Annotated in this window: 9 protein-coding genes; 7 read left to right on the top strand and 2 right to left on the bottom strand. The window is 36.8% G+C overall.

The window, feature by feature from the left end; genetic code table 11:
* Positions 1 to 41: 41 nt before the first annotated feature.
* From JNUCC51_RS10695 to JNUCC51_RS10680, 4 genes are all read left to right on the top strand, one after another.
* The gene (locus JNUCC51_RS10695; RefSeq protein WP_337991960.1) at positions 42 to 656 is read left to right on the top strand and encodes a PH domain-containing protein; all 615 of its coding nucleotides are present in this window, start codon (positions 42 to 44) and stop codon (positions 654 to 656) included.
* 82 nt (positions 657 to 738) lie between these two features.
* Positions 739 to 2,112 (top strand): acetamidase/formamidase family protein, encoded by a 1,374-nt coding sequence (locus JNUCC51_RS10690; RefSeq protein ID WP_337991959.1) that lies wholly within the window; start codon positions 739 to 741, stop codon positions 2,110 to 2,112.
* Positions 2,113 to 2,327: 215 nt separating this feature from the next.
* Positions 2,328 to 2,882 (top strand): HPP family protein, encoded by a 555-nt coding sequence (locus tag JNUCC51_RS10685; RefSeq protein WP_337991958.1) that lies wholly within the window; start codon positions 2,328 to 2,330, stop codon positions 2,880 to 2,882.
* 317 nt (positions 2,883 to 3,199) lie between these two features.
* Positions 3,200 to 4,675 carry a hypothetical protein gene (locus JNUCC51_RS10680; protein WP_337991957.1) on the top strand — a complete coding sequence of 492 codons (1,476 nt, stop codon included), beginning with the start codon at positions 3,200 to 3,202 and terminating at the stop codon, positions 4,673 to 4,675.
* Positions 4,676 to 4,845: 170 nt separating this feature from the next.
* Here JNUCC51_RS10680 and JNUCC51_RS10675 read toward each other — a convergent pair whose 3' ends face one another.
* Together JNUCC51_RS10675 and JNUCC51_RS10670 are read right to left on the bottom strand one after the other, a co-directional pair.
* A complete protein-coding gene (locus tag JNUCC51_RS10675) occupies positions 4,846 to 6,030 on the bottom strand; it encodes a CaiB/BaiF CoA transferase family protein (protein ID WP_337991956.1) in 1,185 nt (394 codons plus the stop codon).
* 424 nt (positions 6,031 to 6,454) lie between these two features.
* Entirely contained in the window at positions 6,455 to 7,366 is a 912-nt protein-coding gene (locus JNUCC51_RS10670; protein WP_337991955.1) for a CAP domain-containing protein, read from the bottom strand.
* A gap of 348 nt (positions 7,367 to 7,714) precedes the next feature.
* On the opposite strand from JNUCC51_RS10670, the gene JNUCC51_RS10665 reads away from it, so the two are divergent.
* From JNUCC51_RS10665 to JNUCC51_RS10655, 3 genes are all read left to right on the top strand, one after another.
* Positions 7,715 to 9,289, top strand: a complete 1,575-nt coding sequence (locus tag JNUCC51_RS10665; protein ID WP_337991954.1) for a sensor domain-containing diguanylate cyclase — start codon at positions 7,715 to 7,717, stop codon at positions 9,287 to 9,289.
* A 464-nt stretch (positions 9,290 to 9,753) separates the two neighbouring features.
* Positions 9,754 to 10,008, top strand: a complete 255-nt coding sequence (locus JNUCC51_RS10660) for a hypothetical protein (RefSeq protein ID WP_337991953.1) — start codon at positions 9,754 to 9,756, stop codon at positions 10,006 to 10,008.
* A 99-nt stretch (positions 10,009 to 10,107) separates the two neighbouring features.
* On the top strand, positions 10,108 to 14,526 hold the full coding sequence (locus tag JNUCC51_RS10655; protein WP_337991952.1) for an S-layer homology domain-containing protein: 4,419 nt from the start codon (positions 10,108 to 10,110) through the stop codon (positions 14,524 to 14,526).
* Positions 14,527 to 14,630: the final 104 nt, after the last annotated feature.

Here is a 14,630-nt window from a genome sequence, read left to right as displayed (position 1 = left end):
TAAAGCGTAATAAGAGTATCAACCATTTAAGGAGGCAAACAATGTTTAAAAAAATAGCAGCAGACGCGCTCGGACTTTCAGATATTGGGGTAGTTGTCACTCGTGAGGACTATGATAAGACGGATGCAGATGATTTTATCCTGCATGAAATTGATGAGAAAATTTATTTTTTAATTAAGACGAAGGCAGATGAGTATTGCTTTACAAATCGTGCGATAATCCATGTAGACGGTGAAAGCGCAATGAGCAAAAAGCGTTTACTGCGTCGTTACGACTACTCAATGCACAATATTAGTGATGTATTCCTCGAAACAGCAGGAACTATTGATCTTGATGTCGAAATTAAATTTACAATCGACAATACACCATTATCAATTGATATTCATAAACGTTTTATCGATGACATTAAAGATTTATATAAAGCGTTGCATGCCATCAGCTATGAGCAAAAGCAAAATGCATACAAGCTAGAGGTGGCAGAAAAGAGTTTATCCGTTGCTTCTGCATCCATTGGTCGTATCGGTAATGACAATGTCTCACCATCTGCATCCTTCGAAGAGATTACACGTTTTGCGAATAATTGGATGATTGACCATAAGGACAAATACAAGAAAGAAGATTTCTCACACATATTTGATTTATACATGAACAATTAAGGAATATAGCTCTCTACGTTTTGTGGAGAGCATTTTTAACATAAGTATATACATAAAATCAGAACTAGGAGCGTGACGAAAAATGATAAACGAGTTGCAAATGCTAGAAAAAGAAGAAATGGAAAGTGAAGACCTTGAAAGTGGAGATCTTGTACAGCATCCGCAAGCCGTCGAAACATTATTCGTAAATGAGTTCATAGATGGTATTTTAGATCCACAACAGAAAATGCTTGGACCTGTCAAAGATGGTGGCACAATTATTGCTAATACTACGCCGGGATGTTGGGGCCCGATGCTAACACCGACGATCCGTGGTGGGCATGAAGTAACAAAGCCTATATTTGTAGAAGGGGCAGAGGTAGGAGACGCCATTGTCATCAAAATTAAATCCATACAGGTGACATCAATAGCAACAGCATCTGGGCACGATGAGGTAATTCCAGATCGATTCATTGGGGATCCATTCGTATCAGTAAAATGCCCAGGTTGTGGTAAGCTTCATCCTAGTACAGTTGTCAAAGGGATAGGTCGGCAAGCCATTCGTTGTTCGACATGTGATACAGAAACATCACCTTTTAATATGACGAATGGCTATACTATGGTGCTAGATCATAAAGGTAATATTGGTGTGACTGTTGGGCGAGAAGGGGCTCGCCGTATAGCACTTGATGCTAAAAATTATATGCGTACACCTGAAAACTCTGTGCAAAATCCTGTGGTTGCATTAGCAACAAGTGATTTGATTGGTGTTATGGCAAGAATGAGACCTTTTTTAGGGCAGCTTGGAACAACACCTTCAAAGGCGATGCCAGACTCCCATAATGCTGGTGATTTTGGTTCGTTTTTAATCGGTGCGCCACATCAATATGCATTTACGCAGACTGAATTAGATACACATCGTACAGATGGACATATGGATATAAGCCGTGTTCGTGAGGGTGCGACAATAATTTGCCCAGTAAAGGTTCCGGGGGGCGGTGTGTATATTGGTGATATGCACGCAATGCAAGGTGACGGAGAAATTGCAGGACATACAACGGATGTTGCCGGCATTGTTCAACTTCAGGTAAGTGTGTTGAAAAAGGTGGCTTTGGATGGCCCTATTTTATTGCCAAATACAGAGGATTTACCTTATACGGCTAAACCTTTTACAAAGGAAGAAAAACGTCGTGCACGTGAGCTTGCTGAGGAATTCGGCGTCAAACAAGTGGAGGAAGTATTCCCTGTATCAATTGTTGGCTCTGGAACATCATTAAATGAAGCAACAACTAATGCTATAAGCCGTGCTGCAAGGCTTTTTGAGATGAGCGAGCCAGAGGTTATGAATCGAGCGACAATTACAGGATCAATTGAAATTGGTCGTCACCCTGGAGTTGTAACAGCAACCTTCCAAGTACCTAAAACAGTACTAAAAAAAGCAAGAATTTATAAGCCAGTGAAAAAACAATATGATTAAAGGCATTCCGAAAAGCCCAGAAAGAAAGCAAACTAGAAGATTTCATAGTTTGCTTTTTTTGTGTGGATTATATTTTTATATGGTGAAAGACAGATTTGAATTTATGTCTAAAATTCGACATTTTGAAATTAAATTCTTTTTAGTAGTGTTATAATAGAACAAGCTTAGAAATCGATACGGTTCTATAGAATTTAGAATAAAGAGGAAGGTAACTCATGGCAGATTTCATACGCTTGCAGGACAAGGAAGAAAACTCAAAACCTATTAAAACATATATATTCAAGATGAAAGGTGGGGGACATGCTCCTTCGCGCACAAATTTTGCTGATGCCATAACAGGTGCAATCGGTGGACTAATATGTATTTCTGTGTTGCTTTGGTTGACGAACTATACAGGTGCCTCATGGTTAATGGCGTCACTTGGTGGAAGCTGCGTACTCGTATTTGTCGTTTGGAATGCGCCATTGTCCCAACCTCGAAATATTATTGGAGGTCATTTGATTTCAGCTTTTATCGGCTTGACCATGTATTCGTTGTTAGGGACGAGCATTGTCTCAATTAGCCTTGGCGTAAGTGTAACAATTTTTTTAATGGCCTTATTAGGAATTATTCATCCGCCAGCAGGAGCGAATCCAATTATAATTATTTTAGGAGGCTATGGATGGAGCTATCTAGTAATGCCCGTTCTTATTGGTGCTCTCATTATCGTATTCTTTGGTCTTGTCATAAATAATCTACGAGAAACACGGAAGTATCCTTTGTTTTGGTGAGGAATAAATTCGGGCATGTGGCAAAAAAATGTGTTGCGCTTCATGAAAATAAACATTGCCGGTACGCTTTCGATGCAGAAAAAATACGTCAAAAACTTTGACGTATTTTTTTGTATCTATTAATGCGTTGTAGTTAAAGTTGTCGATTTTTCACGAATACTTTTGTTGTCATTTCTTTTATGTAAATCATGATTTCTTTAGCATATGTTGGATAAGATTTGTTATATTGAAGAAAGAGTGTTAAAAGATATAATCAAGTATTTTACAGGATAGGGGAAGATCTTTGTTGGTTGAATTTGATGGGGGGATCCAGTTGCATGCTGTTGGATTGTGATGAGCAGTTATTCATGACATATAAACAAAGTGGTGAAAAGGGTGCTGAAAAATTACTTTCAAAATGGTTAGAAGCAGAGATTGATTCACCAGCAGACCCGAAAATTCTAGGTACTGCACTTTCACCAAATTTATTTTTAGTGAATGAGGAAACAGCGATGAATATTGCGTTTTCAACTGCACGAAAATATTGGGGTCGTGTAACGACAGATATGCAAACTTTTTTTAATAAACATGGTTTGGATACTAAATTTGTCACTGAACGTCTCAATGCCTTTTTTTATACGCAAAAAGGCAAGGAGACCTTTTTTGAGCAGCTTTTTGCACAGCATACAATGGACTTGGAACGATTAATCTGGCTAATTTTCGGGAAGCGTATGCAAATAACAATGCCAGTTAACGAACTACAAACTATATTTTTATATAAATTTGAAAATGAATATTTTGTGCATATGATTTATAAAGGAGAAGCTCAATTTTGGCATTGGCTTTTCATAAAAAAAGTTTATTCACTGTTTATCCACAAACCATTAGAACAATTCACATTTATCCATGAAATGATGGGGCATATTGAGCAATCTACAAGAAAAACTTGTGTACATGTGGATAACTTTGTGAATAATTATAGAGGAACACTGGATAAGTGTATAACTTATGTGGATAACCGTAATTCTACTTGCCTGGCTAAAAAACAGTTACATCTTTACCAAATTGTAACGCACTATCGTCTATCGGAAGGGGATTATCGGTGTGTTAAAGCGCTAATTACTTCTTTTGAAGCGGATTGGCGTTATTCAATGTATGCATTGACAGAGAAAGAAAAAGCTTTGATTGCCTATCTTCTGTTTCATATAGCGCATCGGGAGCAGAGCCACGAAACTGTTATTCATTACGGTGAGTATTTATTAGAAGATGAACGACTTAATAATTATGCGATAGAGATTTTGTTGGAATATAAGGATTTATTGCCGAATCGTAAACCAACACCTCCTGCCATTATTAAAAATTATGAACTAAATTTTTTAGAAAACTTGTATGCAGTATTGCTTGATCATTATGTAAAAATGGGGCGTTATCAAGAGGGGCTCCTGCTTTTAAAAGAACATGTACTAGCATCCAATAAAAAAATACATGCCTCTTTAGTACAGAGTAACTATAGTAATGAGCAATTTATTGCGATTGAGGCATCAGTTCAGCAGGATATTGCTCTTCATGTTAATAATTCATTACAGCATATCGGCTTGTCTGTGGAAGAATGGCGTCGACTTTATCGTCAGATAGAAACGCCTTGCTATTCGGTAGCGCAGAGCGCATCCACGCATATGCTCAATATATTAAAAGTTTTATTTGTGACGGAGCAGTATGAGCTGTTTGAAAAATTGATGGAAATTTATAAAAAATATTTACTCATTGATGATCATTTCGAAAAACTACGAGTCTTTATAAGTGCATATGTTTAATTATTTCAGCCGGTGTACAAACATCCGTACCTGTCGCTTCGCTTTTGGAACAAAAAATAAAGGAGTTCAGTCGTCCCGTGGCAAAGACTGAGTGACCACATCAAAAAAGTGTCTAATGTATTTTAATTGCAGCATTAGACACCTTTTTTATTTTGTACAGTTGGCCAATATTATTCTAAAACCCCTTTGTCCTTTAAGTCAGCAATTTGCTCGACACTATAGCCAAGTGAAGACAACACTTCCTCATTATGCTCTCCAAGCTTGGCACCGACATGCTTGTACTGCGGCTTAACACCGTCAAACTTAAAAGCAGAAGCAATTTGTTTTTGCGTAGTACCGTCGCTTTTAGGAATATCAACAATCATACCACGAGCCTTAAGCTGAGGATGATCGCATGCCTCCGGGAAAGTTAATACAGGTTCGACACATCCCTCGAAATCCTCGGTAAATACTTCAAGCCATTCTTCGTAAGTCTTCGATAAAAACGCATCATGGACAGCTTCTTTAAAACGAATTTGTGTATAGTATGAATCATTAAACGTATTATCAATGAGCTCAGGAATATCAAGCGCCTCACAGAGTAATCTGCGGAATTGAGGTTCAAGACTTCCTACCGAGAAAAATCGGCCATCCTTTGTTTTGTAAAAGTCATAGTAGCTACCACCATTTAAAATTTCCTGCTCAGGCTGAGGTACACGACCGCCGCCAATATAAGCAGAACCATACATAGCATTGAGTGAAAATACAGCATCGGTCATACTTATATCAATATATTGCCCTTCACCTGTTTTTTCACGGTGTAAAGCAGCTGCGAGTACTCCAATTGCTGAATGCATTGTTCCCCCAGCAATATCGGCTAGCTGAACACCCATTGAGACAGGTTTTTTATCTTTATGACGTGAATAATCAAGTATGCCAGCTAATGATAAATAGTTATTGTCATGTCCAGGCCGATTGCTATATGGTCCGGTTTGTCCATAGCCTGTAATAGCACAGTAAATAACCTTAGGATTTACTTCTTTTAGTGCTTCATAGCCGATGCCAAGCCGTTGCATGACACCAGGCCGAAATCCTTCGATAATTATGTCGTACTCTTTCACGAGTGACTTAACAATCTCAATAGCTTCAGGAGATTTTAAATTTAATGTTAATGACTTTTTAGAACGATTCAAATGTTGATGAATATACGCCTCGTGATCATCGTCGTAAGGAGGCATAATACGTGTTAAATCTACGCGCTTTGATGATTCAACGTGAATAACCTCAGCGCCTAAATCAGCAAAAATCATTGTCGCCATTGGTCCCGGTAGTAATGCAGAAAAATCGAGAATTTTTAACCCCTTTAAAATACCCAAATCTCCCAACCCCTTTTTGTGTAGGCTACATTGTATTCAAAAATGCATTGTAGCGCTTTTCTCATAATCCCCATTTTGTGAAAAGCATGCATCACCACTGTATTGATACAGAATGGTGATAAATTATCAGTATTATAACAGAAGAATTGATGGCTTGACTATGTTAATTTTTATTATAGAATATTTAGTTGAAAAATTATATGTCAGAATAACGATAAAAGTAAAAATATTCAGAATGTAGAATTATTTTCATAACATGGGGGTGATTTCGTTCGATTTGTTCAACCAATCAACTATTTCTGTATCGAAAGCGAAGTGTCGGCTACATCCGCTGAAAGAAGTTAAAGCATCCTTACAGATATCGACAAGGCTACAAAAAATCTCTATGCAATAGATTTCTGCATAGAGATTTTTGCCATTCAAATTACTTGGAATAAAAGTTAACTGTATAATAGGGTGCACCGCTGTCTTTAAAACAGACACCAACAAAAATATGTGTAAATTCTTTTCTTAAAATATTTATACGATGTCCTTTGGAATTCATAAGTGCTTCATGGGCAAATATACTATTGGGCTGACCATGTGCTATATTTTCGCCATACCAATAGTGATTAACTCCACCAGCAGTGAGGCGGTCATTGGAATGATTTCCTTTATGATCTTCATGACTAAAAAATTGATGTGTGATCATATTGCTACTATGCTGCCGAGCAATAGGGTTACACCCATTGTCATAAATGAGTGGTTGCAATCCTTCAATAGCCCGCTCATGGTTAATAAGATCAACCATTAAATCTTCAAGTCCTGTTCGTAATTCATAGGAAGGCTTACTATAATAACCACGTTTACTTAATTCGGTTTTAGCGTTTATCCAAATAATAGAACGAACAATATTGTTTTTGTGCAAATCATAGAAAAAAGTAACATAGTGACCATCAATTAAATAGGTCCCATGTGTAGTATTGCCTTCACAATCATTGTAATTGAGCACATAGCTTGTATTTTGATAGTGAATGTCTCTAAGTGGAAGACCATATTTTCTTTTCACATCTATTCGGTTAGAACCGATAGGAATACCAAATAAGCTATGCCCAGTGCGTGTTTCATATCCTCCGACCTCATTGAAATTATGCTTTCCTACGAGAGAAAATTGGGAGTAGTCCATCTCTACTTGATGCCATTTCATTAAATATTCACTTTGAAAGCTAGATAGTGACAAAGTTTTTTGTGTATTTGTTACTTTTGTATGAGCTGACTTATTCGGATTGAGAGAAGTATTCGTCCAAAGAGCCATACTAAAACCAACCATTATTGGAGCTACTTTGCGTAACAACATATTTAAACCCTCTTTTAATAATAAATTTATAATAAAAATCTGACAAAATAATAAAAGCTTTATAGATATAAAATACTATATATTTGTCCTGTTAACGATGCTAAATATCTGGAACTCCACCTACTATATGGCTTCTTAAAGGATAATATCTGTTAAAGTTGATTGGAGCCGGAACGGAAATCAACTCCACGTTTAAGTGGCGAGCATTATTTTTGTTATAGAGGGCCATGAAAGTACTATTTTTACAAATACTTTTTTCTCATTAAAAGAAATTTTCTTAATAAGGAATTTTTTTGTGCTTTAATATAATGAGAGAGGAAATTATAAACTAGGGGTAAAAGACAGAAAATGAAACCAAAACAGATAAAGTTAAAGTATTTAATCATGGGTGTTGCTATGGCTGCTTTTTTCTTAACAGGAATTGGTAGCGTTTGGAGTGGTTACCGTATGAATGTTGCTTCGATTAAAGAAAATACGCTTGAAACGAATCGAGTATATGCGCAAAAATTAGCAACAACCGCAAGTTCTTATCTTGAAGAATCTTTTCAGATTTTAGGGTATAGCGCCAGTACGATAAAGACCAAAATGCATGATAAAAATGCATTGGTTCAGGAAACAGAGCGTTTAAAAACTCAAAATAACATGTTTAACTCTGTTCTTATCACAAATGCAAAAGGTCTTGTTTTATCTATTTCACCACCATCTGAAGAGGTACAAGGTGAAGTATTAACATCAGTTGGAGCAAAAGAGGCTCTATCTAAAAGGGAACCTCTTGTCTCAAAGCCTTATAAGGGAATGACCGGGCGCCTCCTTATTTTTATATCGTATCCTATATTTTCAGAGACAAATGAATATTTAGGAATGGTAGGTGGAACAATTCATTTAAAGGAACGAAATGTTTTCAATGATTTACTCGGAGAGCATTATTATCATGATGGTTCATATGTGTACGTAGTTGATTCTGATGGTCGCGTTATCTATCACCAGGACCCAAGCCTAGTTAATGATATTGCTATCGATAATAAAGTTGTCCAAGCAGTGGTTTCAGGAAAAAACGGGGCTCAGCAAGTATTGAATACTAGAGGAGTGGAAATGCTTGCTGGTTATAGCAGCGTACCTTTAACAGGCTGGGGAGTAGTTGCTCAAAGACCGTTAAATGTAGCGTTAGCTCCTTCATTTGATAGAGTGCAGGATGTAGCTATAAAATCCATTCCGCTTATGCTAATTTCAATTTTTATTGTCCTTTGGATGGCAGCACGTATTGCCAATCCTTTACAGCAATTAGCTACTTTAACAGAGGAGAGCATGGAATCAAAAAATGTAGAAGGCTTGAAATCTGTACGTAGTTGGTATTTTGAAGCGCACTATCTAAAAAGTGCACTCATTCGGAGTTTAACATTTTTACAGGGCCAGGTGTCCTATTTTAAAGATCAATCTACAACAGATCCGTTAACAGGTGTAACCAATCGTCGCACAATGGATGCGATGCTAGCTGAGTGGCTTGAAAATGATTTGCCACATGCCTTAATCTTACTTGATTTAGATCATTTTAAAAGTGTTAATGATACATATGGGCATGCTGTAGGTGATAAAGTTCTACAATTTTTGGCTCAAAATATGAAAGCAGTCGCTCGTAAAGGAGATGTTTGCTGTCGCTACGGTGGTGAGGAATTTGTAATGTTATTGCCGAATACTTCTGCTGAGGAAGCGGCGCAGGTGGCCGAGCAACTACGCGATATTTTGACACATACTATAAGTCCTTGTGGTCGCCCAGTTACATTATCAGCAGGTGTTGCAGTGTATCCACAAATGGCTGATACGACAGAAAAGTTAATTGAAGCGGCGGATGGTGCGCTGTATCTTGCAAAACAAGCTGGACGGAATCGAGTCATAGTAGCAGAACAAGAAAAAATAAAAAAATAAAAAAATGTGTTGAAATAGACATACATTTCTAATTTTTGGGGTACATGATTAATGCAACGATCATTTGGGCAAGCTATTTATAAGTCATTCCCCCAAATGACTTATAAATTCTGTTCAAATGATACGTAAACTCGGGACGCATCTCTCGATCGACTTGACAAGATGTAAGGTTATCCCCCTTTCCCTTATGACATCACAAGTACGACTAGATGTATGCCTATATATTGTTAAAGCCAAGTAAGCACCGATGCTCCTTGGCTTTTTTATGTGGGGTTAAAAGTAAAATGGTTTGGATGAAACTGAAATTGTTCTGATAAAACGAGTAAATATTCCGATAAAAGCTAAAATTGTTCCGATAAATCTTCAAAGTATTCAATTCATCACAATAAAGTGGAGCTGATTTCCGTTCCGACTGAGTCGCTTTGCTGGCGCTCCAGGGTCTCAGGCCAACAGATGTTTTTTGCGTGAAAGCGAAGCGGCAGCGGCAGCAAAAGGGTTTCATTCTGTGCGAAAGCGAAGCGGCAATGGCAACAGCACCGATGTTGGTCACGAAGGCGTTATCACAGGATGTGATGGTTTTGGCCATCGTTCCTCTGTTGCTAATCCCCACTGAGTCGCCAAGTCTCTACTCCAATCGACAAATGTCTTCTCTAACTTTTGATAATGAACTTTCTATTTTATTTCTAAATTTTGTTAACAATTTTATTCCAGTATTTTAGAATTATCTATGAAGGTTCACTATATACCTGTCGATATAAAGAGTATGATGAAAATGATATTTTGAACGTATCAAATACATAGATGAAAGGAAGAGTGGGATGGATAAAACCAAAGTCCAAAAAGTGAATAAAGCACTTATAGCAACTGTTTTTGCTACTAGCGGGATTGCTGTTGTAGTGCCACCACCACAAAAGGCAGCTGCAGCTTCTTCACCATTTACGGATGTTGACCCATATTCAAGTCATTATAACGATATTTTAAAACTATACAATGCAGGTGCGATTAGTGGGTATGCAGACCAAACTTTTCGACCAAATCAAAGTGTAACACGTGGTCAGGCGGCAAAAATGCTAGCGACTGTTCTAAACTTAGATTTGAAAAATGTCCAAGATCCTTATTTTAAAGATGTCCCGAAAAACAGTGAGTATTACAAGTATGTAGCTGCTTTACAAAATGCAGGAATCATGTCTGGGTATTCAAACGGAACATTTATGCCTAATGAAGTGGTTACACGCGGGCAATTAGCGAAAATTTTAGTGCTTGGCTTTAAATTTGAGGTAGCATCTAATTACAATAATAGTTTCAAAGATGTAACTAGCCAAACAAGCAACGCCATCTATATCCAAACTTTAGTAGATTTAAAGATTACAGAAGGGACAACATCTGTCACTTTCTCACCATTTAATGCGGTAACACGTGGACAATTTTCATCCTTTATTGTGCGTTCGCAAGAGAAGAAGGGTAATGCCACATCTTTAAAAATTACAGGTGTTGAAGATGACACTATCTACATAAATGGCGAGCATTACTCAGTTCCAAAAAGTCTCTCACATATTTTTAACGAAGATAATGCACCGGTATTAAAAGGAGCACTTATTGAAGGGGATCTTTCAGGTAAAACCATTCGCTCTGTTTCAAAACTTACATTGAATGCAAGTGGGACAAGCTCAAGATTTCTAGAGTTTGATGGCAATCACGGGTCCTTTGGTGGGACAATCGTTGTTAATGGGAACTATATTGAATTTTCAAATGTTACCCTGACTGGCACTATGCTTGTCAACGAAACGGTACGTCCACCTTTACAATTAGGCGTTTCCTACTATAAGCCATTATCGTTAGGCCGTATAGCAAGCACCAATACAGCATTTATCAACTGGTCTAATCCAGATAATCCAAATGATGAAGGCTCATCCTCATCTAATAACGGTCCAGCAACAGATCTTCAAAATTGGACAGATCAGAATTCCGACAAGAATCCTGATAAAAACAAACCATTTGAGAACTGGTCTAAAGATAAAGTGACAATGAAAAATGTTGAAAAACATATTGAATTTTATAACAGTACTGTATCACGACTAGTTGTCTCTCAAAGCGGTACAAAAATCGAAACAAATATGAAGCTACCACGTGTAGACATCATCGGGAATGTTCGTGAATTTGAGATTCAAGGAAATATTGGCACACTAAACCTTGATACAGAAACGAAGCTAACGGTTTACGGAGATGGCAAGATTGACTGGATTAATTACAATAGCTATACAGATTTAGAGCTATATCTAGATGGTCGTGTAGGTGTTCTGTATGTTGATAATGTATACGGTTGGGTTGATATTGGAGATTACACGTATGTTGACAAAGTGATTATACCGAAGGGCGAGGGACCGAATAATATCTTCGACGACTTCTTAGAGGATAAAGATAATATCGGTAATATTGTAGATGAAGACGGTAAACCAGTCGATAAAGACGATATTGATAATCAAAAACCAGCTGATAAAACAAAACCGTTAATCGACATTACGAATGTATCAGTTTTAAGTGGTAGTGATGTTCAGGTTGATTTCACTTCAGATAAAGTTGGAACTTACTACTATATTGTTCGTGAAAAAGGCGCCGATGCACCGACGAAAAAAGAAATGGTAAATCGCATTTCTACTGAAAATGCCGCACATGGATCGAGCGCAGCAGTGAATGGCAAAAACACTATTAAAATCACTAATTTAGGTGAGAAAAAAGAATATGTTGTTTATGTGATGGTCGTTGATGGGGCGAAAAATGTTTCGGATATTAAATCACAAGAATTCAAAATGAAGGATACTATAGCACCTGTAGTGACATTTAAATCTATAAATTCACTTCCAGGAGGAAAAAGAGCAGAAGTAACATTTAATTCAACAAAGTCTGGGGAATATTTCTATATAGTACGTAAAAAATCGGATACAGCTCCTGCACCAACAGCTGAGGAAATTGTAAAATCAGCAAATAAGGGTAAGATTACTGGCAATACTGCCGCTGAGTTAACAAAGACCTTACTGTTAGAAAATCTAGAGGCCAAAACAGAATATGACTTCTTTATAGCAGTGAGAGATGACTCAGGTAATATATCGAAGGTTGCTAAAACGTTGATTAAAACACTTGAGTTAGATGAAATTCATCCTTTTGTAGAGAAGACGAAACTAGAACTTGCTGTTGGAAAAGAAAACCAATTCTACATTTATCTAAATGAAGCATTAGACCCTAAAAGTGCTCGAGATGTAAATAACTACGATTTATCAGGAACAGTTATCGTCAATACGACAGGTCAGAAAAAAATTAAACCTTCTTCTGTAGAGTATAAAGAAGGCGATAAAAAAGTATTATTAACAATTCCATCAGAAACAGGTTTTGTTTATGGAGATACATTACGTGTAACTGTCCTACCTGGTGTTAAGGATTTGGCAGGCAATGAATTTGAAAATACCAATACTGTTGAACCTGGTAAAAATGTTCGAAACTTTGCAGAATATGTGCATGAAAAATTCGTTGACCCTATCATTACGATTGAAAATGTTGTTAGTAAACCTGACCAATCTGATAACTATAAACGAGCTGAGGTAGAATTTAAGCCAAATAAAGCAGGGACGTACTACTACATGGTGTTACCTGATACAGTCGTAGACAACAATGAAACAAAAACATTTGAACAATATTTAAAAGATAAAGGCATTACGAAGAGAGATTTCTATAATGAATTTGCAACTGATTCATCATTAAAATCAGGCTACTTCCAAATAGGCGGAAAAGATATTTATATTGAAATTGGCTCTGGTCCTGCCGACTTAGAAGAGAAAACAAAGAAATTCCCTATTGTTATTGATAAAAATAAACTAAATCCATTTATAAGCTATTCGGTTCATATGGTATTAAAAGACCGTGGTGGCGATCTTTCCGATATAGTTTCTAAAGAAATATTTGGGGATTCAAAAGCACCATTAGTTACTGATTTAGAGATTAAGTCTGGGACTGCAAAAAAAGGTCCTGACGATACGAAAGCCACTGTAAGTTTCAGTACAGATGAGACAACAAATCTGCATTACTGGTTCGTACCAAAGAAAAATGCTGATGGAACAGATAATCCGGATGCAAAGCTAACTATTGATACGGCAGCAGAAAGAAAAACATTAGAAGACAAGCTTAAATCAAGTCCTGTAGTTAAAAAAAGTGGAAAAGGTGCGTCTGGACCTTTAGATTTGACAGGGGTTACTTTAACACCACATACCGAATATGTTGTTTATTTAGGTGCACAGGATACGTATGGTAACTTTACGGTTTATAAAGCCAATACAAATGGAAATCACGATGAATCAAATGATGGTTGGATGAAACAAGATTTCTATTCCGATGGCACACCACCACGTTTTGAGATGACGGTTGATAAAGAAAAGAAACACAATATTGTATATCGTAATCTAGATGATACGTTTACGATTTCATTCAGTGAAGCCATAATGCGTGATGAAAAAGGCGATTCTTCTATTAAAGATCTAAGTCTATTAACAATTACAGACGACGCGGGTCAAGATATTACTTCACAATATCAATTTGTTAAGTATACACAGGGGAAAGCGACAACAGAGGAAAGTCAGTTAATTATTAAACCAACTACCTCTGGTACGGCGGACAAATCATTTACTGTGAAGATGAAAGATGATATAGCTCGTGATTACATTATTTCAGGCTCTGAAGGTAATAAGTTTGATTTAGCTGACTTCGGTAAGTATGTATATCCAGGTAAAGATGCATATAACACAATGAGTTATGCTAACTTAACAGGGAATGTTGAGGGCGTACCTGCAGAATACAATTCAACAACAATGAATGTTTCTATAAATATTCTGACACTGCTTGAATTAAACCAAGAATATTTCTATGCGGTTACTATGGCGAATAAAACAACATTAGACCCGCAATTAATAATAGATAGTGTTAAAAATAATAAACCGGCCGATAGTGGAATATCTTCATTTGGTAAAGGTTCTATTAAAAAAGCAGCAGATGGTAGTGCAATCTTACCTCTTGTAGCTAACCCATCTACTACCCCTGGTGGAATTAAGAATGTGTTTAAAACTGGTCAAAGAGTATTTTTATTCACAAAAGATCAATATGGAAATATTGTCTGGGCTTATCAAAAAGAGACAAATGGTACAGGCCATACTTCACAAAAATATGTTGATATCCAGTATTCACCTAAACCATAAAAAAGAAGCAAAGCTAGAGAATTCTTATATCGAATTCTCTAGCTTTTTTTACATCAAATAACAAGCTGAATTTTGAGAATAAAAAAGAGGGGCTTATAAACAGC

It is taken from the genome of Lysinibacillus sp. JNUCC 51, from assembly GCF_015999525.1.
GTDB lineage: Bacteria > Bacillota > Bacilli > Bacillales_A > Planococcaceae > Lysinibacillus > Lysinibacillus xylanilyticus.
Note: the sequence above shows the minus strand (reverse complement) of the source record. Positions and strands in the feature narration are given on the sequence as shown.

Coding starts and splice junctions, on each gene's coding strand:
- JNUCC51_RS10690 (WP_337991959.1), top strand. CDS start 739: ATGATAAACGAGTTGCAAATGCTAGAAAAAGAAGAAATGGAAAGTGAA.
- JNUCC51_RS10655 (WP_337991952.1), top strand. CDS start 10,108: ATGGATAAAACCAAAGTCCAAAAAGTGAATAAAGCACTTATAGCAACT.
- JNUCC51_RS10670 (WP_337991955.1), bottom strand. CDS start 7,366: ATGTTGTTACGCAAAGTAGCTCCAATAATGGTTGGTTTTAGTATGGCT.
- JNUCC51_RS10685 (WP_337991958.1), top strand. CDS start 2,328: ATGGCAGATTTCATACGCTTGCAGGACAAGGAAGAAAACTCAAAACCT.
- JNUCC51_RS10680 (WP_337991957.1), top strand. CDS start 3,200: ATGCTGTTGGATTGTGATGAGCAGTTATTCATGACATATAAACAAAGT.
- JNUCC51_RS10695 (WP_337991960.1), top strand. CDS start 42: ATGTTTAAAAAAATAGCAGCAGACGCGCTCGGACTTTCAGATATTGGG.
- JNUCC51_RS10665 (WP_337991954.1), top strand. CDS start 7,715: ATGAAACCAAAACAGATAAAGTTAAAGTATTTAATCATGGGTGTTGCT.